This is a genomic window from uncultured Sulfitobacter sp., from assembly GCF_947500075.1.
Classification (GTDB): domain Bacteria; phylum Pseudomonadota; class Alphaproteobacteria; order Rhodobacterales; family Rhodobacteraceae; genus Sulfitobacter.
Genome location: NZ_CANMQS010000001.1, coordinates 934,257 through 958,233 on the forward strand (window position 1 = coordinate 934,257; position 23,977 = coordinate 958,233).

Here is a 23,977-nt window from a genome sequence, read left to right on the forward strand (position 1 = left end):
GCAGCCGCTCAATCAGATCAACGCCCGCAACAGATCACTCCGCCGCAATCGCCTCGCCCACCGCTTCCACCTTCACCGCCGAAAACTTGAACTCCGGGATCTTGCCATAGGGGTCCACCGCCGGATTGGTCAGGATATTCGCAGCCGCTTCCACATAGGCAAAGGGCAGGAACACCATGTCCGGTGACACCGCCCGGTCCACCCGCGCCATGATCTCTATCGACCCGCGCTTCGTGCTCAACCGCACCAGCCCACCGGGTTCCACCCCCAGCTTGCGCAGCGTGGAGGGATGCAGCGAACAATTCGCCTCCGGCTCCACCGCGTCCAGCACCGTGGCGCGGCGTGTCATCGACCCGGTGTGCCAATGCTCCAGCTGACGCCCCGTGGTCAGGATCATCGGGTATTCCGCATCCGGCACATCATCGGGCGCAATGATCGACGCAGGCGTAAACCGTGCGCGCCCGTCAGGACGGGGGAAGCCATCGGCAAAGACAATCGCCTGACCCGGATCCTCGGGCGACAGCGATGGATAGGTCACCGCGTTCTCGCGCTCCAGCCGCTCCCAGGTGATGTTATCAAGCGATTTCATGTTGAGCTTCATCTCGGCAAACACATCCGCCGGAGACTGATACGCCCAATCCAGACCCAGCCGCTTGGCCAGTTCCACTTCGATCCACCAGTCTTCCTTCGCCTCACCGGGCGGCGGCACAGCGGGCCGGCCCATCTGCACCTGACGGTTGGTATTCGTCACCGTGCCAGACTTTTCGGCAAAGGCGGACGCGGGCAGGATCACATCCGCATAATTCGCCGTTTCGGTGATGAAGATATCCTGCACCACCAGATGGTCGAGCTTGGCCAGCGCGTCGCGTGCATGCTCCACATCCGGATCTGACATCGCCGGGTTTTCGCCCAGCACATACATCGCCTTGATGTCACCCGCATGGACCGCATCCATGATCTCCGTCACGGTCAGACCCTTCTGGGCAGAGAAATCCTCCGACTGCCATACATCCGTAAAGGCCGACCGCACGCCATCATCCATCACCGACTGGTAATCCGGCAGGAACATGGGAATAAGCCCCGCATCCGACGCGCCCTGCACGTTGTTCTGCCCGCGCAGCGGATGCAGCCCCGCACCGGGGCGGCCGACCTGACCCGTCATCAGCGCCAATGAGATCAGAGACCGCGAGTTATCCGTCCCGTGGATGTGCTGGCTCACGCCCATCCCCCAGAAGATCATGCCCGCCTTGGCGCCCGCAAAGGTTCGCGCCACATCGCGCAGCGTCTCCGCATCAATCCCGCAAACCTCCGCCATCTTTTCGGGCGTGAAGTCCTTCAGGTGCTCTTTCTCGGCTTCCCAGTTCTCCGTGTAGGCCTCGATATACTGCTGGTCGTAGAGGCCTTCCTCGACGATCACATGCATGATCGCGTTCAGCATCGACACATCCGTGCCGGGCCGGAATTGCAGCATATGGCTTGAGAACCGCTTCAAAGCCTGCCCGCGCGGGTCCATCACAATCAGCTTGCCACCGCGCTTGGTGAACTGCTTGAAATAGGTCGCGGCCACCGGATGGTTCTCAATCGGGTTACACCCGATCGCAATCGCCACATCCGCGTTTTCGATCTCATTGAAGGTCGCGGTCACCGCGCCCGAACCGACATTCTCCATCAGCGCCGCCACAGAGGACGCATGACACAGCCGCGTGCAGTGATCGACATTGTTATGCCCAAACCCCTGCCGGATCATCTTCTGGAAGAGATACGCTTCCTCATTCGTGCACTTGGCCGAGCCAAAGCCCGCAACCTCACGCCCGCGCCCCTTCATGCCGTTGGCGGCAAAATCCAGCGCCTCGTCCCAGGTCGCCTCGCGGAAATGCGTCTGCCAATTGCCGGGGTCGACGTTCAGCCCCTTGGCAGGCGCGTCTTCACGGCGGATCAATGGCTTGGTCAAGCGGTGGTCATGGTGGATGTAATCAAAGCCAAACCGGCCCTTCACACACAACCGCCCCTCGTTCGCAGGCCCGTTGATCCCCTCAACATATTTGACCTTGCCATCCTTGACCTTGAGCGAGATCTGACACCCCACCCCGCAGAACGGGCAGATGCTCTCCACCTCTTCATCAAAGTCAGCAGAATCCCCAACCTGTGCGTCATCCAGCACGGTGGCGGGCATCAACGCGCCCGTCGGGCAGGCCTGCACACATTCGCCGCAGGCCACACAGGTGCTGTCGCCCATCGGATCGGCCATATCAAAGGTCGGATAGCTGTCATGCCCACGGCCCGACATGCCGATCACATCGTTGACCTGCACTTCACGGCAGGCCCGCACACAGAGCCCGCAGGAGATACAGGCATCCAGATTGACCCGCATCGCCACGTGGCTGTCATCGAGCAGCGGAATGCGCCCCTCTTCCAGCTTCGGAAAGCGGCTGGCGTCCACACCGTTTTCGGCCGCCATGTCCCACAGATGCGCTGACTTATCCCGCGCAACCTCCTGCTCCGGCTGGTCGGCCAGCAGCAGTTCCATCACCATCTTGCGCGCCGATTCTGCCCGCGCGGTATCGGTCTTGATCACCATCCCCTCGGCCACATCGCGGATACAGGAGGCCACCAGCGTGCGTTCACCTTCAACCTCAACCATACAGGCGCGGCAGTTGCCGTCAGGGCGATAGCCAGGTGCGGGCTTGTGACACAAATGCGGGATCTTCAGACCGCGACCATGGGACACCTCCCAGATCGTCTGACCGGCTTCAACGTCGATATCCTCACCATTCAAAGTGATACGGATCATGTCTGACATCAGTCCCTCCTGCGTCCTATCCCCCCACAGATAGCGGGATTCCCTCCCGATCAGGAGGGCCAATCCCGACACCCTGCCCGAATTTTGCGCCAGCCGTGTTTCCGATAGGCGTCACCCGGTGGGTGAAACGCCCTTTTCACCCTTCCCGGCCTCCCCTATCAACGCAGCCAAAGGAGCACCCATGTCGCACATTACACTCATCCGTCACGGTCAGGCCAATTCAGGCGCAAAAGACGAGGTCAGCTATGACAAACTCAGCCCGCTTGGCCATGAACAGGCCGCATGGCTGGGCGCGTACCTGCGCGAAACGGAGACGCACCACACCCGGCTCTATACCGGCACCCTTGTGCGGCATATCGAGACGGCCAATGGCATGGCAACGGGCCTTGAACCCACCCGCGACGCGCGCCTCAATGAGCTGGAATACTTCACCCTCGCCACGATGATGGAAGAGCAACACGGCATCCCCTTCCCGTCAGAACAAGGCGCTTTCACTACACACCTGCCAATGGTCTTCGAATACTGGCGCGACGGCAAAATCGAAAACCCGCCAGAGACGTGGGACCATTTCCACACCCGCGTCTCCGACGCCCTTACCGAAATCGCTGATGGATCAGGCCCGGCGCTGGTTGTGACCTCCGGCGGGCTGATCGCCATGGCCATGGCGCAGGCGATGGGTCTGAGCATTCCGGCACAGGCGCGGGTGGCTCTGGGCATCATCCACACCTCCATGCACCGTCTGTTTCCCATCGGCGGGCACTGGTCGCCGGTCCTTTACAATGCCGTGCCGCATCTGGACCGCCCCGAACGCCGTGTCGCGCAAACCCATATCTAAGGACATGCACATGCTGAAACTCTTCTACGCCAAAGGCACCATTTCAATCGCTGTCGCCATCGGGCTGGAGGAGGCAGGGCTGGCGTATGACACCGTCCGCATCGACTTTGGCACTGCCGAACAAACCAAACCCGACTACCTTGCGATCAACCCCAAAGGCCGCGTTCCGGCACTGGTCACCGACACAGGCACCGTACTGACCGAAACCGGCGCTCTGCTGGACTACATCGCCGCCTGTGCGCCTGACGCGAACCTGATCCCGACCGATGCCGAAGACGCCGCTCATATGCGCAGCGTCATGTACTACCTCGCCTCCACCATGCACGTGGCGCATGCCCACAAGATGCGCGGCAGCCGCTGGGCGGATGAACAATCCAGCTTTGACGACATGGCCGCCCGCGTGCCCGGCAACGTGACCGATTGCGCGCGCTACGTGCAGGAGAGCTGCCTGCGCGGGGACTTTGTCTGCGGGGGCGCGATCAGCATCGCCGATGCCTACCTGTTCACAGTGTGCAACTGGCTTGAAGGGGACGGGGTCACCCTGTCGGATTTTCCTGCGATCGCAGCCTATCTCGCCCGGATGGAAGCCCGCCCCAGCGTCCGGAAGATGCGCGCGCGGGATATGCTGTAGCCGGAGATGACGGGCTTGGGGCGCACAAGCATCTATGCGCGCCCCGCCCAAGACATTAGGCTGCCGCAATGAACGCCATAGACAACCTCAACACCTGGATGATCACTGAAGGTCGCCGCTCTGGCGATCCGGTGCACGTCGTTTCCCACTTCTGTGCTTCCCTCGTGGCGGCCGGTGTGCCGCTCTGGCGGGCCAATATCGGCCAGCGTTTCGCCAACCCTCTGCTGATCGCATGGGGCGTCGTCTGGAAGCCGGACGAAACGCAGGTCTACGACGTCACCCATGAACGCATGCTGACCGATGGTTACGTCGGCAGTTCGTTTGAATACATCCTGAAACACCGCAAGCCCCTGCACAAAAGCCTGCGCAATCTGGACCCGGAGACAGATCACCTCTCCTACCTTGAATTTGCGGAGCTTGGCGGCACGGATTACTACGCAACGCTGCTCTACTACGGCGACGGCTCGCTGCACGGGTGCACCTTCGTGACCCAAGCCCCGAAGGGTTTCGCCCCAGAACACCTGGAGATGATTGAGGCGACCTTACCTGCCCTCTCCTGCGCACTCGAACCCATGACCATGCGCAAATCCTCCAAGAGCCTTCTGCGCACCTACTTGGGAGACGGACCGTCAGAAGCCGTCTGGAACGGCACGATCAAACGCGGGGAGCGGACCACACTTGATGCGGTCGTGATGTTTTCCGACCTGCGCGGCTTCACCGCCCTGTCTGACACCGGCACGGAGGAAGAAGTGTTCGACGCGCTCAACAGCTACTTTGACCTCGTTGTTCAGTCAGTGGAGGAAAACGGCGGTGACGTCCTCAAATTCATGGGCGATGGCATCCTGTCGATTTTCCCGATCCCCACGCAGGCAGATCATGCGGACCGATGCCGAAAAGCCGCGCAGGCCGCACAAGGCGTTCTTTCCGGGCTTGTGACGCTCAACCAATCCCGGACCGCCGCTGACCAACCTGCTCTGGACCTCGGCATCGGGATCAACGCAGGCCAGGTGAGTTATGGCAACATCGGCAGCCCGGCTCGGCTCGATTTCACGGTGCTGGGCAGCGCGGTCAATGTCGCAAGCCGGGTTGAGGGGCTCACCAAGTCTCTGGGCCACCGGGTCTTGGCGACAGATACCATCGCGGACGCCGCCCCTGATCTGTTTGCCGCATCCGGATTGCATGAGGTGCGTGGCATTGCCCACCCGATCGCGCTGTTCGCGCTCATTGCGCCGCCTGAGACGCCGCAGGGGAGTTGAGCGGTTTCGCAAGCAACGGCTGATCTGCTGCGCAGCGCCTAGAACAGCCAACCCATCAACGCCGGACAGCATACCTCATCAGGAAAACACCCGGAAATACAGCCAATCCGGCAAAAACTGGCTCAGCCGGAACACCATGGAAAACGCCCAGGGGAAGCTCTTTTTGAACTTCTGGGAGCCCATATGCTCAAACATCTCCCGGGCGGCGTCCTCAGGCGACATGATGAACGGCATGCTGAAGTCGTTCTTCTGGGTCAGTTGGGTCTTGATGAAACCGGGATTGACCACCTGCACATCCACACCCGTCTTGCGCAGATCACCATACATGCACTCCGCCAGCGACATGGTCGCGGCCTTGGATGCGGTGTAGCCAATGGATCCCGGCAGCCCCCTGAAACCGGTCAGGCTGGAGGTGATCACGATATGACCCTCATCGCGGGCCACCATGGCGGGCACCACCTGCCCCATCACCCGCACCAAACCGGTGAAGTTGATATCCGCCATCGCCGTGGCCTGTGCCGCATCCCAGTCCTGCGCGCCGAAGGGCCAGTAGACCCCTGCAAGAAACACCACACCGTCCACCTCTCCCACCGCTTCGGCAGCGGCAGCGACGCTGGCGTCGTCCGACACGTCAATGGTCTGCGCGGAGGCCTTGCCCGGCAGTTCCGCGACCAGTGCTTCCAGCTTGTCCGCTGACCGGGCGGACACAATCACCTCCGCCCCCGCGCGGTTCATCTTGTGGGCCAGTGCCGCACCCAGACCGTCGCTGGCACCAACCAGCCAATACCGTTTTCCCTGCCACGCGCGCATCATGAGCCCTTTGGTCTGATCGTTGCCACAAGCTCAGCCACCTTGATGCCGAACTTACGGAACTGGCTGCGGTTCACGATCACGCCGCTGGGCGTCAGATACATCCAGTCCACGGTGTTCAGCGTATGCCCGCCTGCCTCTTCCGGCAGTTGGATGGCATACCGCATCAGCGCCGCAGATCCTGCCAATGTGCCTTGCCCGCCTTTGACAACATCCGCTGCAATCGTTTCAAATCGGTTATTCTCACCCAGTTTGATCGTCCACTGCCGCTGCTGGGTTGACCCGTCGTTGTAGCGAAAATGTTCATCCATCACGGCAACGTCACCGTCCCAGGTGATCCGAAAGTCCGCCACGAAAGTGCTGGTCACACGGCCCAGCGGGCCGAAGATTACCCCGTCGCACACCATATCCCCGTTCAGGTGGCGGCGCAGATCGAACGAGGGATATCCCTCCTCGTAATCCTCCGGGGTCTGGCCATAAAATGCCGCGTACCGACGGCGCAGAAACACGCACATCAGCGTCAGCACGACACCCAGCAGAACAAACACCAGCGCTTCCATCACAATTCCTCAACCGTCGGGACACGTGCGAGCAAGGCAATCGCACAGAGTTTCAAGACACAGGGCACACCCGCATAGAGCACAACCAGCAACCGGATCGCTTCCGGCGGGCTTTCTGCCCCATCCGTCTGCAATCCTGCATTCTCAAGTAGGGGAAGTAGGACGACCGCCGCCAAAGCCAACGTGAACTTTGAAACGAAGGACCAAAGACCAAACCCTTCGGCCGCAGACGGGCTGATTTTCGCCATCCGTGTGGCAAACATCGCAGGCAGCAGGGTCAGATCCGCCCCCAGCACCGCGCCGGACGCCACGCAGACCAGCGCAAACAGCCACACATCACCCGGCCCCAGAAACAGCGCACCGCCAAAGGCCACAATGCCCAGCACCATCGCCAGCAACAGCACCCGTTTGCCGCCAAACCGTTCTGCCATCATGCTCCAAAACGGGGCCGCCACCGCCGCCGACAGGAAGAACAGCAGCAACAGCGGTCCTTCCCATCCCGGCGCTTCCAGCGCGCGCTCCACATAGAACAGGAAAAGGGTGGAACTGACGGCAACAGGGGCAGCATTCAGCAGCGCAATCAGCAAAAGCTGCCGCGCGAGGCTGTCTTTCAGAACCGCTCCAAAACCGGTTGAAGGCGGCAGGTCCACCGCGCGCCATTCGCCCTGCATGGCCAGCACAGCAAGGACCGCAAGTCCCACGAACCCCACCGCGAAACCGGCAAAGGGTGCGCCCATCCAGACGCCCAGCACCACAGGCGCAACAGAAGCCGCACAAACCCCCAACAGCGCGCCGGTCTCACGCCACCGCGCCAGCAACAGATGCCCGCCCCGCGCCATCGCATCTGCCTTGGCCACGCCCTGCGCGTAAAAGCATATCGTCAGAAAGCTGAACCCGGAAAACACCAGCGTCAGCATCATCGCAAACCACAGCACCGGCGCAACCGGTGGCGCAACCGCAAACAGCCCGACCATCGCCACAGCCATCACCGCCGCCCCAATGCCAACGGCAACCCCGCGCTGATGCCGCAACCGTTCCGACAGCCGCCCCAGCAGCGGGTCCTGCACCACGTCAAGCAAGCGCAAGCCAAACAGAACCGTGCCCAACGCGGCCAATGACACCCCGTATTCGTCCACATAGAACTTCGGCGCATGAATGTAGATCGGCAACCCCGCCGCCGACAGCAACGCCGCGAACAAAGCATAAGAGGGCAAACGCTGCGCGCGGGCAGTGCGCATCAACGGCTCACGTCTTGGGTGGGGGGTTCCGGCCGGGACCGGAACGGTGCGCGTTTGACCCACAGCTTGACCGCCTGCCAGTGGATCAGGAACAGCACACGCCGCGCCCCAAAGGGCCGCCGCCACATCGCGCGCAGAATGCTGCGATTGCTCAGCGGCGCACGCGGCCCTTCCAGCGTGGCAATCAAACCACCATTACCCGCACTATAGTCGATCCGGATCCCGATCTTGTCGGGCCGGATGTCGAAGCGGAACGTATATCCTCCTTCGACCGGCTGAAACGGCGAGACATGAAAGATCTTCGCCGCCTGCAAGTGGTCACTGGGCAGAATGGGCCGCAGATCATCGTGATGGCACAGATAGCAGTGGCGATCCCCGAAAGTGTTGCTGACCTCGGCAATCACACAGATCAACGCCTCTTCTGCATCCCGGCAGAGCCAGAAACTGACCGGGTTGAACACATGGCCCAGAACCCGCGGCTGGGTCAGCAATTCAAGCCGCGCCACACCGGTGATCTGATGTGTCGCCAACACCTCCCGCGCCCAGACAGCACCTGACCCGGCCTTCGGCGGCCCACCGTGATCCCTGTCCTGAACCGATGTCAGCCCCGCCCTGTTGCGCCCGAACAGGCACGGCGTCTGCAACGGGGCTTCTGCATCAAACAACACATAGTCGATCGAATACCGAAAGGCATTGTCCACAGCCCCTTTGCGGCCATGGAACGTATGCCCCGCGATATGATCAACCCTCTGCATCACTCGGCTGCCATCGGCACAGCGGGTGTCGCGCGCAGCGCCTCCACCACGTTCACCGCTGACCGCAATCCATCTTCATGGAACCCATGCCCCATCCAGGCGCCGCAGAACCACGTGTTGCGATTGCCGTTGAAACCCGCAATCTGCTCCTGCGCGGCCAAAGCGTCCAGATCATACACCGGATGGCGCAGCGTGACCTGATCATAGATCAGCTCTTCGCGAATGCTGCGTTTGGTGTTGAGCGTCACAAAATGCGGATCATCCATCGGGATCGGCTGAAGCGAATTCATCCAGTAGGTCAGATCAATCCGGTCGCTCTGCGCCGTGCGGTCCTCGGTATAGACCCAGGACGCCCAGGTCGACCGGCGCCTGGGCATGATGCTGGCATCCGCATGCAGCACAATGTCGTTGGGCTGATACTTGATCGCCCCAAGCGTGGCCACCTCCCGCGGGTCGGCATCGCTCAGCATGGCAAGCGTGTCATCGGAATGGGTGGCAAAAACAACTTCGTCAAAGGCTTTCCAATCGCCGCCCCTCGCCTGCACTTCCACCCCAAAGCCCGTGCGCCTGACACCCGCAATCGGCGCGTTCAGCCGCACCTCAACCCCTTGCCCGCGCATCGCCGCTTCCAGCCGCGACACATAGGACTGCGAACCGCCCTGCACCGTGTACCACTGATGCTGGCCCGAATAGGCCAGCAGCGCATGGTTCTCGAAAAACGAAATCATCGCATGGGCGGGGAAATCCATGATCTTCTCCGTCGGCGTTGACCAGATCGCCCCCGACAGCGGCGTCAGATAGTACTTGCGGAAATACGTCCCCATTCCCAGCAGATCCAGAAACTCCCCAATGGTGAGGGTCTTGTTCCCCGACAGGCTGAGCGCCTGTTTGTTGAATTTCACGATGTCCCGGATCATCCGCAGAAAGCGTGGGTTCATCAGGTTCCGCTTCTGGGCAAAAATCGAATTGATGCTGTTGAGCGCATATTCCATCCGCCCGCCATCGATCGACGCCCCGAAGCTCATGTTGGACGTCACCACGGGCACGTCCAGTTTTTCAAACAACGCCGCAAGATGCGGATAATTGGCATAGTTGAACACGATAAACCCGGTATCCACCGGCTGATCCCCGTTCTTGCCCGCAACCACCGTCCGCGCATGCCCGCCCAGCCGCGCGCCCGCTTCAAACAAGGTGACGTGATCGCGATCCGCCAGCATATGGGCCGCACCCATGCCGGAAATACCGGCACCGATCACGGCAATCTTACGAGGCGGCTGCGCGGTCAGGCGCGTCCCGAGTGTGGGGTCTTCAAAAGGCATAGAGGGTGACTTCCTGTGGTGGTGAAACGGTAAATAGGGTTACGCAGAGAACACGGGTCCGGATGTAAAAGAGTTGCAAAGTTTTTTCTCACTCACCTTTGATCCACTTGGGCACTTGCCGCGTACCCCTCTTATGCTAGCTCAAGTTACACCTTTGGAAACCCAAACACCCGCCGCAGCCATCATTGGACGCTCGGCCCAGGGGCTGTACGGGGTGGAAATGGCAGGAAAAATGGGTGTGGCAAACGAAAAGCTCGGCTTTGATGCGGGCCAGCAGACAGACTGGGTGCAGATGATGGTACTGGTGCGGGATCATCAGGACCGATCTGCCTTCGCGGCACTTTTCAATCACTTTGCCCCCCGCATCAAGGGCTTCCTGATCAAATCCGGCGCAGATGCCGCCATGGCGGAGGAATGCGCGCAGGACGTCCTGACAACGCTCTGGAACAAGGCCGGGCAGTTTGACCCGACCCGCGCTTCTGTGGCCACATGGATCTTCACCATCGCCCGGAACCGCCGCATCGACATGCTGCGCCGTCAGCGGCGCCCCGAACCCGAAGAATTGACATGGGGCCCCGAACCGGAACCCGATCAGGCCGATGTCATCGCCCTGCAACAAGACAGCGAAAACCTCAGCGCCGCCCTCGCCAAGCTGCCTGACGCCCAGCGCGATCTGATTGAGAAGGCCTACTTCGCCGATCTCAGCCAATCCGAAATCGCGCGCATCACCGGTCTGCCACTTGGCACGATCAAATCCAGAATCCGGCTCGCACTCGACCGTCTGCGCCACGCCATGCAATGAGTTTGAACAGGGACAATGACGATCAAACATCACCCCCAGGAAGCCACACTGCTGGCCTATGCCACCGGCAATCTGCCCGAAGCCTTCAACCTGATCATCGCGGCCCATGTGTCGCTTTGTGACGACTGCCGCGCGGTGGTCGAAAGCTGCGATGCGGTGGGCGGCAGCCTGCTCGAAAGCGCCGCCGATGTGGCCATGTGCGCCGAAAGCCTTGAACGCACGATGGCCGCCCTCGACACACCGCAGGCCCCGCGCCCCCCCCGCACGCCCGGCATCCTGCCTGCGCCGCTGCACCCCTATGTCGGGGGCGACCTTGACGCGGTCAAATGGCGTCCTGTCGGGATGGGCGTGAAACAAGCCATCCTGCCCACTTCCTCCGAGGCCAGCGCGCGTCTGCTGCGCATCCCCGCCGGTGTCGCGATCCCCGATCACAGCCACGAAGGCAACGAACTCACACTGGTGCTGCAAGGGGCCTTCGCCGATGAGGGGGATCACTTCGCCCGTGGCGACCTCGAAGTGGCCGATAGCGATGTGACCCACACACCCGTCGCAGCCCCCGGCGCGGACTGCATCTGCCTTGCCGTCACCGACGCGCCTCTGACATTCAAAGGCTGGCTCCCCCGCGTCGTCCAGCGCTTCGTCGGCATCTGAGCGGCAGGGCCTCTCCTAGGCCCTCCCTCTTTTTGGCCATAAATATCTCAGAGAGTGTGAGAGACAGCGTCTCTCATAGACCGGCGTGCCGGTCTTCGTGGCTCTACCCTTTCGGCCGCTCCAACGGCACAACGGAGGACGCAGGCCTTTCCTCCGCCAACTCTTCAAAATCGAAGTTGTGCAACCGGCCCGCACGTTTCGCGGATTTCTCAGCCGAGATCAGAATATCATCCACATCCTTGCGCGCCTGATTGAAATGCGTGTCCAGCTTGCCCACCCGCGTGACCAGCCTTTCCACATCCGCGTGCAGCATCCCCAACTCGCGGCGAATGGCCCCCGCCTGCTCCTGCATCCGCGCATCTTTCAGGATCGCCCGCATGGTGTTCAACGTCGCCATGCAGGTGGTCGGTGATACGATCCAGACGCGCTTCTCAAACCCGTAGCGCGTCAACTCCCCGAAATTCGCATGCAACTCCGCATAGACCGCTTCCGACGGCAGGAACATCAACGCCCCGTCCGCCGTCTCCCCTTCGATGATGTAGCGCTCGGAGATGTCATCAATATGCTTGCGCACCGCGACTTTCATCGCGCGCACAGCGTCTTTCAGTGCATGGTCACTCTCCGCCGCCCGCAGCGCCTCATAGGCCTCCAATGGGAACTTGCTGTCGATCACAATCGGCCCCGGAGGGTTCGGCAGATGCACCAGACAATCAGGCCGCCGGCCGTTGCTCAGCGTGGCCTGCGAGGCATAGCTGTTTGCAGGCAGTGCCTTGCTGACGATGTCATGCAGCTGGATTTCGCCAAAACTGCCGCGCGTCTGCTTGTTGCTCAGGATATCCTGCAAGCTCAGCACATCGCCGCTCAACTTGGTGATGTTGTCCTGCGCCTTGTCAATCGCTGCCAACCGCTCCTGCAACTGCGTCAGACTGGTCGTGGTCTGCTTGGCCGAGCCATGCAGCGTCTGATTCATCCGCTCCTGCATCTCTGCCAAGGCCCGCTGGGACCGCGCGGCATTCTCCGCCAGCCGCTCCTGCATCTGCAATTGCACCGTGTTCAGCCGGGTCTCCATCGTCTGAATGACCTGCGCCTGCGCATTGGTCTGCGTGTCCGATACCGTCTGCAATCCGCCCTGCAACCGCTCTTGTGAGGCCCCCAACTGCTGCACATGCCCGCCCAGCACCTGCAACTGCTGGCCCAGCGGTGCCGCCATACGCGCCGACCGCCCCGACGCACGCACTGCGACAATCAGCAACACCAGCATCAGCAGCACCACCGCCCCGGCGATGAGGGCGGCAATCACGCGGGGGTCATCCCACTGGTAGAAAACACCTGAAATTTCCATCACGTCCGCCCGAAGAGCCGCTCAATATCGGCAAGTTTCAATTCCACATAAGTCGGCCGCCCATGGTTGCACTGCCCCGAATGAGGCGTTGCCTCCATCTCTCTGAGCAGCGCGTTCATCTCTTCGCCCCGCATCCAGCGGCCCGACCGGATGGAGCCATGACAGGCCACCCGGCTCAGGATCGCCTCGATCCGGGCCTGCAACAGCGTGCTGTCATTCTGATCAGCCAACTCGTCAAGAATATCGAGCAGCATCGCCCGCGCATCCACCTGCCCCAGAAGCGCCGGTGTCTCCCGGACCGCAATGGCACCGCCGCCAAAAGCTTCGATGCCAAGGCCGAACTGCGCAAAGGCCGCCTGCATCTCCAACAGCCGCGCACAATCCCCCGGCGACAGTTCCACGATCTCCGGGATCAGCAGGGCCTGCGCGGCCACGCCATTCTCTGCCATCTGGCGTTTCAGCTTCTCATAGACCAGCCGTTCATGTGCGGCATGCTGGTCGACAATCACCATACCTGTCGCGGTCTGGGCGATGATGTAATTCTCATGCACCTGCCCGCGCGCGGTGCCCAGCGGATAATCCTGCGGCGCGTCATCGACCGGCGCGGCCGTCTCTTCAGCCGGGCTCTCCACCCGGCCCCAGACGCCGCGCGTTTCGGCAAACGCCGGGGCCTGCGCCTGCGAGGCCGCCATGCGCGCGCCAAGCGAGGGACGGTCCATCTGATACACCCGTGCCCCGCCCACCGGCTCCGCCTGCATGGCGCCCAGCGTGGCATCCGCCACCGTGGTGGAGGCCCGATGGCCCGCCTCTGCCAGCGCATGGCGCAGGGCCGACACGATCAGCCCCCGCGCCAGCCCCGGATCGCGGAACCGCACCTCGGACTTTGCCGGATGCACGTTCACATCCACCAGCGTCGGATCACAATCAATGAACAGCGCCGCCGCCGGATGGCGGTCCCGGCTCAGGAAATCAAAATATGCCCCCCGCAAGGCCCCGGTCAGCAGCTTGTCCTTCACAGGCCGCCCGTTCACAAACAGGAACTGCGCCACCGCCGCCCCCCGCGAATAGGTGGGCAATGCTGCAAACCCGGTCAGATGCAGCCCCTCCCGCTGGGCATCAATGGCCAGCGCATTGTCGGCAAATTCCCGCCCCATGACATCCGAAAGCCGCCCCCGCAGCGCCTCGAACAGATCGCCCTGCGCGGCACCAACCCGAAACACCTCACGCCCCGCGCCATCGCCGGACACATCGCGCAGCGTGAACTGCACAAACGGCTCCGCCATCGCCAGACGCTTGACCACATCCGCAATTGCCTGCGCTTCGGCGCGGTCGGTGCGCATGAACTTCAGCCGCGCCGGCGTGGCAAAAAACAGATCGCGCAGCGTCACCACCGTCCCGCTGTTCAAGGCCGCAGGCCGTACCGCACCCATCTTGCCACCGCTCACACGGATCTCCGCCGCGTCATGCCCTGCCGCGCGGCTCACGATACTCAACCGCCCCACCGCCCCAAGCGACGGCAGCGCCTCACCGCGAAAGCCAAACGTGTGGATGTTCAACAGGTCCGAGCCGTCAATTTTTGACGTCGCATGCCGCGACAGCGCCAGCGCCAGATCATCCGGCGCAATCCCGCAGCCATCATCCGTCACCCGGATCAGCGTCTTGCCCCCGTCGGCATATTCCACCGTGATCCGGCGCGCCCCTGCGTCGATTGCGTTTTCAACCAGTTCCTTGACCGCAGAGGCCGGACGTTCAACCACTTCGCCTGCCGCAATGCGGTTGATCGCTGCGTCGTCCAGCTGCCTGATCTGGGGCCGGTCTGTGGATATGTTGGGGTTAGGATGCGCCATGCCGCAAGACCTAGCATGATTGCACGCGATTCTGCCAGTGCCAGCGGCGTATCAGGCAAACGAAAACGGGTCGCCCCCGAGGGAGGGACGACCCGATATGACTGACTGCTGCACCGCCGGTTTTTGTATTTTTTGTCGGACAAAGGTCAGTCGCTGGGGAAATCCGGCGCTGCCTGTCATGTCAGGCATGTGGCCGACCGTGAACGCGCCCCACTATCCCCCAGGGCGCATCCTCTGCTCGACAGGTTGGGCAATGTGCCGTCCTGGCCGTTATCTGTTGAACCCGTATACACAGGGGATGATTCGCAGGTCAAAGGGAAAACGAATCGGTTGGGTGAAAAAGTGCGAATCGGGTGATTCTCTGGTGGATTGGGAGGCGATTTCCATCCTTCGGTCCATCCGCGCGGATCAGAACCGTATCTCGAATCGCGCGCCTGCCGGTTCCGGCACAAAGCGCACCTGCCCGCCGTGCGCACCCGCCAGCGCCTGCACAATGCTCAACCCCATTCCAGTGCCGCCTTCATCCCGTGTTGTGGTAAAAAACGGATCAAACAGCCGCGCCTGATCGCCCGCCGCCACACCGCGCCCGTTGTCGATCACCGCCAACACATCCCGCTGCCAGACCAGCCTCAGCACATCCGCCCCATGGGTCACCGCGTTCTGCGCAAACTGGCGCAAAACGGCGCATAGATCGTCATGGGGCATCGGCACTTCGCCATCCGCCTCAACCTCAATCCGCAAACCGTCCAACGCGGCCGCCGCCTCCGACAGCCGCGCCACCCCGCCCGAGCGCGCCATGCCCGCCGCGGAATGCGCACGCAGATCATCCAGCAGATGCTCCATCCGGGCGGCGGCCTCAGCAATGGTCCGCGCAAGATCCACCCGGTCCTGCGCGCTGCCCGCGTCCTGCAACAACTCTGCCGCTCCGGCGATGGCTGTCAGCGGGGATTTCAACTCATGGGTGACATGGCCCGCATAGGCGCGCAGACTGTCGGCGCGGTTGTGCAAGGTGGTGCCCATGTCAATCACGCTCTGCCCCAGTTCGGAGAACTCCGGCGTGCCGAAATGCGCAGGCAGCGGCGCATCCATCCGCCCCGCCTTGACCGCCCGCGCATGGGCGGTCAGCGCATAGACCGGCCTGAGCACAAGCCGCCACAACAAAAACCCAAGGATCGCCGTCGCCACCACCGCGGTCCAGCCAATCAGCCACGACGTCTCCGCCCAGCCCAGCACATTGCCCGCCACCCGGAAATACGCGATGCCCACCAGCGGCACGCCCAGCACACCGGCCAGCGTCCCGCCCACGACCAACGCCAAGGGCGGGCGCCATTTGCGCCTCACGCGGGGCTGCATGGCCCCATCCGGATGCCCACGCCATGCACCGTCTCAATGGCCTGCGCGCATCCCGCCTCTGCCAGCTTGGCGCGCAGGTTGCGCAGATGGCTGTCCAGCGTCCGGTCCGACACATCCATGCCCACGCCGTAAACCGCATCCACCAGCGCAGGCCGCGCGATCACCTGATCGGGCCGCGCCATCAGCTGCGCCAGTATCCCCATCTCCCGCGCGGTCAGCGGCACGGAGGTCTCCGCCACCAGACAGGCATGCCTTGCCGCATCAAGACGCAGCACCCCGCGCGTCTGCACGCCCAAAGCCGCCTGCGGCATCCCGCGTTTCAGGATCGCCTTGATCCGTGCCACCAATTCGCGGGGGGAGAACGGCTTGGTCACATAATCATCGCCGCCCAGTTCAAACCCCAGCACCCGGTCAATCTCATCATCGCGGGCGGTCAGAAACAGCACCGGCGTCTGGTCACTGGCCCTGAGCGCCCGGCACACCTCCAGCCCGTCCCGCGCAGGCAGGCCAATGTCCAGAATGACCAGATCGAACCGGCCAGAGCGGGCCTTGCTCAACCCCTCCTCGCCGTCACCCGCTTCTTCCACGTCCATCCCCGCCTGCCGCAAGGCGATGCGCAGCACCGACCGGATCTGCGGGTCGTCATCAACAATCAGAATATGCGGCACCATCAGAAGTTCCCGGTCTGGATGGCGTTCAGGCTATTTCGCGCGCGCCAATTGCGAAAGCCCCATTCGCGCCAGTCCTGCGGCAGATCGGCGGCGGCAGGCCATCGGCACAGCGTCGTCTCCCGCTGGGCATCATAGGCCGCAATCACCGGCTGCGCGCCGTCGCCCAGACGGCACAGGTAAAACGTATCGCGTTTCACATCATGGCTCAGGTTGTATTGCGCAATCGCCGCATCAAAGCTCACCCACGCACAAAGGTACAGCACCCCGGCCCCCAGCGCGCTGAGCCGCACCAGCAGCCAACGGTTGCCAAACCCTGCGCAGACCTGCCACAGGATCATCACCAGCCCCACGGCCACAAGCCCCATCCAGATCGCCGCCGCCAACCGCAGCCGCGTCAGCCCGTAGACCTCCACATAGAGCGACAGCCGCACCTCGGAACTGATCACCAGTGCCACATTCTGCGCGACCCAAAGCACCAGCAGCGCTTTCAGTACCGCACTGCCGGCGATCCAGCGCTGACACATCAGGGCAAATCCCCCCGCCAGCAGCGCTGTGATCACCAGCGGATAGGCCCCCCGGTGGGCGTATTCGGCATAGGTGATCCCCGCAGGCAGGCCCACACCGCCATAGAGATAGACCATGTCCATCAGCGTCTGCACCGCGAAGACCGCGTTGAACAGAACCAGCGCCCGCGCCGTCGACAGGGAATTGATCAACCCGATCTGAGCGGGTCCCTGTTTGACAGACCGTGCCGCAGCCTCAGCGCGCAACTGCTCTCGCATCCTTGGTGCAGACAGCGCGGCCCAGACCACGGGGATCAGCAACAGCCAGAACACCATCCGGTCGCCATCCGGCAGGTCGGGATCAACCTGTGAAAGCCGCGCAACCCAGGCACCCGCCACCGGGTTCGCCGCCATCAGAAGCAGCACGAAAAACCCACCAAGCCCCAATGGAACGGCCCACCCGCGCAACAGGCCCATAACGTCCGGCTCCAGATCACCGACGTTGCAACGCCCAACGACGCCGCGCAGATCCCGCGCGCCTTGCCGCATCCCCAAGGGCCAAACCCACAGGGCCGCCGCACCCAATGCGCGGGCGCGCACCCCGGCAATGGTGGCCAGCACCAGCGAAATCCCGACAAAGGCAATCAACAGAGACAGGGGCTGCACCAGCTCAACCAGCGGCATCACCGCCAGAAACGTGCCTCCCAGCACCCGCGCGCCCTGCCGCCGGCTCAACCCGCCGGGCTTCAGCGCCACCGCCCCCAGCACCAAGGCTGCACAAAACACCGCCAGCGACACCCCCGGCATTACCTGCCAGACCAGCACATCCCCCAGCACCATCAGCATCACCAGCAACAGCAGTTGCGGCGGCATCTTTCGGGCCTCTGACGGCTGTCTCGGGCGCCCGCCGGTCGCGGCCTCCCCGCTCAACCACCAGCCGTCCTGTTGCACGGACGGGGGAACCCCCCGGATCAATGTCGTCTTCATGCCTGCACCTTCCTGCGTTTGATTGCCCCCTGTCTGACAGGCCCGCGTGCAGGCCCGCCGGGGCAGATGTGCAGAAATCGTGCAGAAACAAAAAAGGGGAGCAACGCAGGCGCCACTCCCCTCAAAACGCAACGTCCAACCGGATCAGTTTGCGGCGGTGCTTTCCACCCCTTCGGGCTGACCGACGACGACGAAATGCAACCCATCGGGGTCAAGCAACTCTCCGGCCACCCGCGCAATATCCTCGGGCGTCACCGCCTCCACCCGCGCATTGCGTGTGGCGATATAGTCAATCGGCAGATCAATCATCTGCATGCCCACCAGAATATTCGCAATCGGCCCATTGCCATCAAAGCGCAGCGGATAGGCACCGGTGATATAGGTCTTCGCCGCCTCGATCTCTGCATCGCTCAACCCCTCTGTCGCGGCTTTGCGCCATTCGTCCTTGATCACCGAAATCGCCTCCGCAATCCGGTCGTTGGAAGAACTGACCGAGCCCTGATAGGTCTCCGCCAGATCACGTGGGGCAAGGTAGGAGTACACGCCATAGGTCAGCCCGCGCTTCTCCCGCACCTCCTGCATCAGGCGGCTTTCGAACGATCCGCCGCCCAGAACATGGTTCAGGATCACAGCGGCAAAATAGTCGGGATCATCCTGCTTGATGCCGCCCTGCCCGAAAATCGCAACCGACTGCGGTGTGGCGAAATCAACGACGGTGATGCCGCCGGGAATGTCGACGTCAATGCGGTCTGGCATCTCCGCCCCGGTGGCAGGCAGATCGCCCAGCAGTTCATCCATCAGTGCGCCCAGCTCTTCCGGCGTGATGTCACCCACTGCGCCGATATAAACCCGGTCGCGGGCCAGCACCGCCTTGTGTGCGGCCACCAGATCATCGCGGGTCAAGGCTTCCACGCTTGCCTGCGTGCCGTTCAGGGACGAACCATAGGGATGATCCCCGAACGCAATCTGGCGAAACGCTTCGCGGGCAATGTCATTGGGGTCCTTCAGATCTGACCGGATCCCCGACAGGACCTGCCCGCGCACCCGCTCAATGGCCTCAGGATCAAAGACCGGCTGGGTCAGCGCCGCTTTCAGCAACGCGATGGAGGCATCGCGGTTCTCAGTCAGGAACCGCGCAGACACGGACACCTCATCCACCGAAGCATCAAAAGACAGTGTCGTCGCCAACTCTTCCTGCGCGCGGATGAAATCCCGCGCGTCCATATCCGCAGCACCTTCTTCCAAAAGCGCCGTCATCAGGTTTATCGCCCCGCGTTTGCCCGGTGCATCCAGGGACGCCCCGCCGCGAAAACGGATTTCCACGGCGGCAAAGGGGATCGAGGGTTCCTCGACCAGCCATGCCGTCAACCCGCCGGGGCTGGTCACTTCCTGAATATCCACATCCGCCCGGGCAGGCAGCGCCAGCATGACCGTCAGGACAAACGCAACAATCGCTCTCATTGGGGGGGCTCCTCTTTCATCAACCAACCGGTCACGGATGTCTCCGGGTTGAACACCTTGCGCGCGGCGGCCATGATATCTTCTGCGGTCACCGCATCCAGAATGGCAGGCCAGGCCTGCACGTCTTCCACGCTCAGCCCGATCGACAGCGCGCGACCGTAGCGGTTGGCCACCCGCTCCGCATCGTCGCGGGCATAGATCTGCTCGGCCCGGATCTGGAGCTTGATGCGGTCCAGCTGCGCCGGGTCCACCCCTTCTTCAAGGAACGCCGCAATGGCCGCATCCATGGCGGCCTCGCCCTCTTCAAGGCTGACCCCGGCAGAAGGCACCATCACCACGTTGAACGTGGTGTCATCCAAGGTGCCGCCCCGGTAAAACGCCCCGGTGTAGGTCGCCAACTGCTCTTCAAACTGGAGCTTGTCCACCAGATAAGACGTCTGCCCGCCCCCCAGCACCTGTGCCAGAAGGGTCAGCGCCGCCGCCTCTTCCTGCGCACCGGGGTCGCGTTCGGGTGCAAGATAGGACCGGCTCACATAGGGCTGTGCGACCCGTGGGTCCCGAAACACCAACCGGCGCTCCGCCGTCTGCGGCGGCTCTTGCGAGCGCACGCGTTCGGGCAGTTCCGGATTGGCCGGGATCACGCCGTAATACGTCTCCGCCAGCCGCTTCACCTCTTCGGGTTCCACATCTCCCGATACGATCAGAATGGCGTTGTTGGGCGAATAATAGGTCTCGTAAAACGACAGCGCATCGTCGAGGTCGAGCTGCTCCATCTCGTGGCGCCAGCCGATGATCGGCACGCCGTAGCGGTGGTTGAGGTATTGTGCCGCGTTCATCTGTTCGTTGAACAACGCGCCGGGGGAATTATCCGTGCGCTGGTTGCGCTCTTCCAGAATGACATCGCGTTCGGTGCGGATGTTGTCCGGCGTCAGACGGATGTTCTTCATCCGGTCGGATTCCATCTGCATCATCAACTCAAGCCGGTCCGCCGCGACGCGCTGAAAATAAGCGGTGTAATCATAGCTGGTGAACGCATTGTCCCGCCCGCCATTGGCGGCCACGGTGGCGGAAAACTCCCCCGCTTCCATCTTGTCGGTGGCCTTGAACAGCAAATGCTCCAGAAAATGCGCCACACCGGAGGAGCCGATTGGCTCATCCGCTGATCCCGCGCGGTACCAGACCATCTGTTGCACGGCAGGCGCACGGTGATCTTCGACCACCACAACCTCCATGCCGTTCTCAAGGGTAAACGCGGTCACCGCTTCATTCCCGGTGGCGGTTTCAGCCGCCTGCGCGGCAAACGCAGGCAAAGCAAACGCCATCACGGTGGCGATCAAAGGCAGTTTCTGTCTCAGACGGATCATCAGGGTCCTCACGTGCTGCGGGTTGCGCAATACGTACGTGGGACGCCCCCACAATCAAGACGCCCCGCGCAAAAGTGAGCGATCATGCCGCAGCGGCGGGCGGTCACCCGCTGCCCCATGCGGATCAGAAGATGGGACGGCGCGGCTGAGGCGGCGCGGAAGGTGTGCGGGCACCTGCACCGCGCCAACGCAGCGCCTCTGCCTCAGCATCCAGCGCCTGACGGCGGTAGGCCTGATCGTAGCGGTCCACCGGCACCAGCCGGATCTGGGTAAAGCGCTGCTTGCGCTTGCGGAACTGCGCGTCCGCCTCTGCAAGGTCTGCGCGGATATTGGGGTTCACACCACTGCGGCTGACATGCTGCACCAAGGCGCCATCGCTGGCGGGAATCCCCGCATCCGGATTGTCCAGCCGCCCGCCAAAGGCCGCAGCCCCCTCTGCCAATGCCGACCGGTCGGTGATGCTGGCCTCACCGGGTGTCGGCGTGGGCAGTTCGGAATAGCTCGCCGGCGCTTCCAGCGCCTTCACGGGCTGGATCATGAATTCGTCAGGTCCGCTGGAATTCGTGCGCAGATCGCGCAGGCCGTTGTTCGCACAGGCTGAAACAGCCAGCGGGATCAGGATCAGAATGACGAGTGCGCGCATTGCGGTCTCCTTTGGTCTGCCCCTTCAATATCGCAGGCGGGCAGGCAATGTCACTGGCGTTTTTTGTCTTGCCCCTCAGACACGGCAGCCTTGCCATCCTCGGCAAAGAAAACCAACCCGATCGCGCCTGCAAAAATGAAGATATCGGCAATGTTGAAGACAAAGGGATTGTTGATCCCGCAGCAGGACATATTCAGGAAATCAAGCACATAGCCATAAAGCAGCCGGTCAAACACATTGGCCAGCGCACCGCCCACCAACAACCCCGCACAGATCAGCGCCAGCCGCGGCTGGGTTGAACGCCTGATCCAGATCACCACGCCGACGCAGATCACCACCGCCAGCCCGATGAGGAACCAGCGGCTCGCCTCCGACCCATCGCCGAACAGGCCAAAGTTGATGCCCCGGTTTTCGCCGTAGCGAAAGTTCAGGATCGGCGGAAGCACGTCAATCGACCGGATGCGCGCCAACTCCCACATGTGGATGACGACATATTTGCTGACCTGATCGATCAGAAATGCCGCAAGGGCCGCAAGGGTCAGCGCGCGCATATCAGTGCCGGAAGTGGCGCATGTTGGTGAACACCATCGCCAGCCCCAACTCATCCGCGGCGGCAATCACCTCATCGTCCCGCATCGACCCGCCGGGCTGGATGAGCGCGGTCGCCCCCGCTTCCGCCGCCGTGATCAACCCATCCGCAAAGGGGAAAAACGCATCTGATGCCACAACCGACCCTTGGGTCAGCGGCGCGGACAGCCCCATCACGTCGGCCATATCCTGCGCCTTGCGCGCCGCGATCCGCGTGCTGTCCACCCGGCTCATCTGGCCCGCGCCCACACCCACGGTCGCGCCATCCTTCACATAGATGATCGCATTCGACTTCACATGTTTCGCCACCGTCCAGGCGAACTGCATATCCGCCATCTCCTGCGCCGAGGGCTGGCGTTTGGTCACAACCTTCAGATCACCTGTGGCCACACGCCCCACATCCCGGTCCTGCACCAGCCAACCGCCCGACACCTGCCGCACCGCCAGCCCTGCCGCCGTCGGATCGGCCAGCCCATCCGTGGTCAACAACCGCAACCGCTCTTTAAGCGCAAACACCGCACGCGCATCCGCGTCCGCACCGGGTGCAATCACCACTTCCGTGAAAATCCCCGAAATCGCCTCTGCCGTGGGTCCATCCAGCGGCTGGTTTACCGCGATGATCCCGCCAAAGGCTGACGTCCGGTCACAATCAAACGCCCGCTCATAGGCCGCCGCCAGACTGTCCGCCCGCGCCACCCCACAAGGGTTCGCGTGTTTGATGATCGCACAAGCCGGGCCATCCTCTGGCCGGAACTCACTCACCAAAGCAAAGGCCGCATCCGTGTCGTTGATGTTGTTGTAGGACAACTCCTTGCCCTGATGCTGCGTGGCCGTGGCCAGCCCCGGCGCGCCAGAACCATCACTATAAAACGACGCCGCCTGATGCGGGTTCTCCCCGTACCGCAGGCTCTGCACCAGCGCACCACCAAACGTCCGCCGCCGGGGGGTGCCCTCAACCGCGCCCGCCATCCAGGTGCTCACTGCCATGTCATAGGCGCTGGTCCGGGCATAGGCCGTCTGCGCGAGCCTTTGCCGCAGCGCATAGCCCGTCTGCCCACCATGCGCATCCATCTCCGCAATGAACGGCGCGTAATCCTCCGTATCGACGATGACACTCACAAACCCGTGGTTCTTCGCCGCTGACCGGATCATCGCTGGCCCGCCAATGTCGATATTCTCGATCACTTCGGCATAGGCCGCCCCCTTCGCCACCGTCTCTTCAAACGGGTAGAGGTTCACCACCACCAGATCGATGCCCGCAATCCCGTGCGCGTCCATCGCCGCCACGTGATCGTCATTGTCGCGCAGCGCCAGCAACCCGCCATGCACCGCCGGATGCAGCGTCTTCACGCGCCCGTCCATCATCTCAGGGAAACCCGTGATATCCGCCACATCCGCCACCTCAAGCCCCGCGTCCCGCAGCGCCTTCGCCGTGCCACCCGTAGACAACAACTCAACCCCATGCCGGGCTAGCGCCTGCCCCAGCTCAATCAAGCCGGTCTTGTCGGAAACAGAAAGAAGCGCGCGTTTGACGGGGGAAAGATCGGGCATGTCACATCCT

At 62.6% G+C, this 23,977-nt stretch carries 21 protein-coding genes; 5 read left to right on the plus strand and 16 right to left on the minus strand.

Annotation, left to right across the window (positions count from 1 at the left end; genetic code table 11):
- Positions 1–34: 34 nt before the first annotated feature.
- Positions 35–2,800: a formate dehydrogenase subunit alpha gene (gene fdhF / locus Q1A91_RS04545; protein ID WP_299873442.1), complete on the minus strand. Its 2,766-nt coding sequence runs from the start codon at positions 2,798–2,800 to the stop codon at positions 35–37.
- Between the two features lie 181 nt (positions 2,801–2,981).
- Here fdhF and Q1A91_RS04550 point away from each other — a divergent pair, with 181 nt between their 5' ends.
- The 3 genes from Q1A91_RS04550 (at position 2,982) to Q1A91_RS04560 (ending at position 5,522) form a co-directional block, all read left to right on the plus strand.
- A complete protein-coding gene (locus Q1A91_RS04550) occupies positions 2,982–3,635 on the plus strand; it encodes a histidine phosphatase family protein (RefSeq protein ID WP_299873445.1) in 654 nt (217 codons plus the stop codon).
- A gap of 10 nt (positions 3,636–3,645) precedes the next feature.
- Positions 3,646–4,266, plus strand: coding sequence for a glutathione S-transferase family protein (locus tag Q1A91_RS04555; RefSeq protein WP_299873450.1), 621 nt, complete (start codon positions 3,646–3,648; stop codon positions 4,264–4,266).
- Between the two features lie 68 nt (positions 4,267–4,334).
- The gene (locus tag Q1A91_RS04560) at positions 4,335–5,522 is read left to right on the plus strand and encodes an adenylate/guanylate cyclase domain-containing protein (protein ID WP_299873453.1); all 1,188 of its coding nucleotides are present in this window, start codon (positions 4,335–4,337) and stop codon (positions 5,520–5,522) included.
- 78 nt (positions 5,523–5,600) lie between these two features.
- Here the strand turns inward: Q1A91_RS04560 and Q1A91_RS04565 are convergent, their stop codons facing one another.
- The 5 genes from Q1A91_RS04565 to Q1A91_RS04585 are packed head-to-tail and all read right to left on the minus strand — an operon-like array spanning position 5,601 to position 10,204.
- Positions 5,601–6,332, minus strand: a complete 732-nt coding sequence (locus Q1A91_RS04565) for an SDR family oxidoreductase (protein WP_299873708.1) — start codon at positions 6,330–6,332, stop codon at positions 5,601–5,603.
- On the minus strand, positions 6,332–6,892 hold the full coding sequence (locus tag Q1A91_RS04570; protein WP_299873455.1) for a DUF3833 family protein: 561 nt from the start codon (positions 6,890–6,892) through the stop codon (positions 6,332–6,334). Before Q1A91_RS04570 ends, Q1A91_RS04565 begins: the two co-directional genes overlap by 1 nt.
- A complete protein-coding gene (locus tag Q1A91_RS04575; RefSeq protein ID WP_299873458.1) occupies positions 6,892–8,130 on the minus strand; it encodes an MFS transporter in 1,239 nt (412 codons plus the stop codon). The genes Q1A91_RS04570 and Q1A91_RS04575 overlap by 1 nt, the downstream gene beginning before the upstream one ends.
- Positions 8,130–8,888, minus strand: coding sequence for a DUF1365 domain-containing protein (locus Q1A91_RS04580; protein WP_299873461.1), 759 nt, complete (start codon positions 8,886–8,888; stop codon positions 8,130–8,132). The genes Q1A91_RS04575 and Q1A91_RS04580 overlap by 1 nt, the downstream gene beginning before the upstream one ends.
- Positions 8,885–10,204, minus strand: coding sequence for an FAD-dependent oxidoreductase (locus tag Q1A91_RS04585; RefSeq protein WP_299873464.1), 1,320 nt, complete (start codon positions 10,202–10,204; stop codon positions 8,885–8,887). The genes Q1A91_RS04580 and Q1A91_RS04585 overlap by 4 nt, the downstream gene beginning before the upstream one ends.
- 292 nt (positions 10,205–10,496) lie before the next feature.
- Between Q1A91_RS04585 and Q1A91_RS04590 the strand changes: the two genes are divergently transcribed.
- Complete coding sequence (locus Q1A91_RS04590) at positions 10,497–11,006, plus strand: sigma-70 family RNA polymerase sigma factor (protein ID WP_299873711.1); 510 nt, start codon at positions 10,497–10,499, stop codon at positions 11,004–11,006.
- Between the two features lie 15 nt (positions 11,007–11,021).
- Positions 11,022–11,657, plus strand: a complete 636-nt coding sequence (locus Q1A91_RS04595) for a ChrR family anti-sigma-E factor (RefSeq protein WP_299873467.1) — start codon at positions 11,022–11,024, stop codon at positions 11,655–11,657.
- Between the two features lie 103 nt (positions 11,658–11,760).
- On the opposite strand, the gene Q1A91_RS04600 is transcribed toward Q1A91_RS04595, so the two are convergent.
- From Q1A91_RS04600 to purH, 10 genes are all read right to left on the minus strand, one after another.
- Positions 11,761–13,002: a DNA recombination protein RmuC gene (locus Q1A91_RS04600; RefSeq protein WP_299873470.1), complete on the minus strand. Its 1,242-nt coding sequence runs from the start codon at positions 13,000–13,002 to the stop codon at positions 11,761–11,763.
- Positions 12,999–14,846: a DNA mismatch repair endonuclease MutL gene (gene mutL / locus Q1A91_RS04605; protein ID WP_299873473.1), complete on the minus strand. Its 1,848-nt coding sequence runs from the start codon at positions 14,844–14,846 to the stop codon at positions 12,999–13,001. Before mutL ends, Q1A91_RS04600 begins: the two co-directional genes overlap by 4 nt.
- Positions 14,847–15,254: 408 nt before the next feature.
- On the minus strand, positions 15,255–16,163 hold the full coding sequence (locus Q1A91_RS04610; RefSeq protein ID WP_299873476.1) for a HAMP domain-containing sensor histidine kinase: 909 nt from the start codon (positions 16,161–16,163) through the stop codon (positions 15,255–15,257).
- Positions 16,164–16,183: 20 nt separating this feature from the next.
- On the minus strand, positions 16,184–16,870 hold the full coding sequence (locus tag Q1A91_RS04615) for a response regulator transcription factor (protein WP_299873479.1): 687 nt from the start codon (positions 16,868–16,870) through the stop codon (positions 16,184–16,186).
- Complete coding sequence (locus Q1A91_RS04620) at positions 16,870–18,360, minus strand: DUF4173 domain-containing protein (RefSeq protein WP_299873482.1); 1,491 nt, start codon at positions 18,358–18,360, stop codon at positions 16,870–16,872. The genes Q1A91_RS04615 and Q1A91_RS04620 overlap by 1 nt, the downstream gene beginning before the upstream one ends.
- Before the next feature lie 144 nt (positions 18,361–18,504).
- The gene (locus Q1A91_RS04625; protein WP_299873485.1) at positions 18,505–19,821 is read right to left on the minus strand and encodes a pitrilysin family protein; all 1,317 of its coding nucleotides are present in this window, start codon (positions 19,819–19,821) and stop codon (positions 18,505–18,507) included.
- Complete coding sequence (locus Q1A91_RS04630) at positions 19,818–21,143, minus strand: pitrilysin family protein (protein ID WP_299873714.1); 1,326 nt, start codon at positions 21,141–21,143, stop codon at positions 19,818–19,820. Before Q1A91_RS04630 ends, Q1A91_RS04625 begins: the two co-directional genes overlap by 4 nt.
- A 166-nt stretch (positions 21,144–21,309) precedes the next feature.
- Positions 21,310–21,828 (minus strand): DUF3035 domain-containing protein, encoded by a 519-nt coding sequence (locus Q1A91_RS04635; protein ID WP_299873488.1) that lies wholly within the window; start codon positions 21,826–21,828, stop codon positions 21,310–21,312.
- Between the two features lie 50 nt (positions 21,829–21,878).
- Complete coding sequence (gene lspA / locus Q1A91_RS04640) at positions 21,879–22,379, minus strand: signal peptidase II (protein WP_299873491.1); 501 nt, start codon at positions 22,377–22,379, stop codon at positions 21,879–21,881.
- Position 22,380: 1 nt separating this feature from the next.
- Entirely contained in the window at positions 22,381–23,967 is a 1,587-nt protein-coding gene (gene purH, locus Q1A91_RS04645; protein ID WP_299873494.1) for a bifunctional phosphoribosylaminoimidazolecarboxamide formyltransferase/IMP cyclohydrolase, read from the minus strand.
- Between the last annotated feature and the right edge of the window lie 10 nt (positions 23,968–23,977).

Coding starts and splice junctions, on each gene's coding strand:
- Q1A91_RS04585 (WP_299873464.1), bottom strand. CDS start 10,204: ATGCCTTTTGAAGACCCCACACTCGGGACGCGCCTGACCGCGCAGCCG.
- Q1A91_RS04595 (WP_299873467.1), top strand. CDS start 11,022: ATGACGATCAAACATCACCCCCAGGAAGCCACACTGCTGGCCTATGCC.
- Q1A91_RS04575 (WP_299873458.1), bottom strand. CDS start 8,130: ATGCGCACTGCCCGCGCGCAGCGTTTGCCCTCTTATGCTTTGTTCGCG.
- fdhF (WP_299873442.1), bottom strand. CDS start 2,800: ATGTCAGACATGATCCGTATCACTTTGAATGGTGAGGATATCGACGTT.
- lspA (WP_299873491.1), bottom strand. CDS start 22,379: ATGCGCGCGCTGACCCTTGCGGCCCTTGCGGCATTTCTGATCGATCAG.
- Q1A91_RS04570 (WP_299873455.1), bottom strand. CDS start 6,892: ATGGAAGCGCTGGTGTTTGTTCTGCTGGGTGTCGTGCTGACGCTGATG.
- Q1A91_RS04555 (WP_299873450.1), top strand. CDS start 3,646: ATGCTGAAACTCTTCTACGCCAAAGGCACCATTTCAATCGCTGTCGCC.
- purH (WP_299873494.1), bottom strand. CDS start 23,967: ATGCCCGATCTTTCCCCCGTCAAACGCGCGCTTCTTTCTGTTTCCGAC.
- Q1A91_RS04615 (WP_299873479.1), bottom strand. CDS start 16,870: ATGGTGCCGCATATTCTGATTGTTGATGACGACCCGCAGATCCGGTCG.
- Q1A91_RS04550 (WP_299873445.1), top strand. CDS start 2,982: ATGTCGCACATTACACTCATCCGTCACGGTCAGGCCAATTCAGGCGCA.
- Q1A91_RS04590 (WP_299873711.1), top strand. CDS start 10,497: ATGATGGTACTGGTGCGGGATCATCAGGACCGATCTGCCTTCGCGGCA.
- Q1A91_RS04635 (WP_299873488.1), bottom strand. CDS start 21,828: ATGCGCGCACTCGTCATTCTGATCCTGATCCCGCTGGCTGTTTCAGCC.
- Q1A91_RS04560 (WP_299873453.1), top strand. CDS start 4,335: ATGAACGCCATAGACAACCTCAACACCTGGATGATCACTGAAGGTCGC.
- Q1A91_RS04565 (WP_299873708.1), bottom strand. CDS start 6,332: ATGCGCGCGTGGCAGGGAAAACGGTATTGGCTGGTTGGTGCCAGCGAC.
- Q1A91_RS04630 (WP_299873714.1), bottom strand. CDS start 21,143: ATGGCGTTTGCTTTGCCTGCGTTTGCCGCGCAGGCGGCTGAAACCGCC.
- Q1A91_RS04620 (WP_299873482.1), bottom strand. CDS start 18,360: ATGAAGACGACATTGATCCGGGGGGTTCCCCCGTCCGTGCAACAGGAC.
- mutL (WP_299873473.1), bottom strand. CDS start 14,846: ATGGCGCATCCTAACCCCAACATATCCACAGACCGGCCCCAGATCAGG.
- Q1A91_RS04625 (WP_299873485.1), bottom strand. CDS start 19,821: ATGAGAGCGATTGTTGCGTTTGTCCTGACGGTCATGCTGGCGCTGCCT.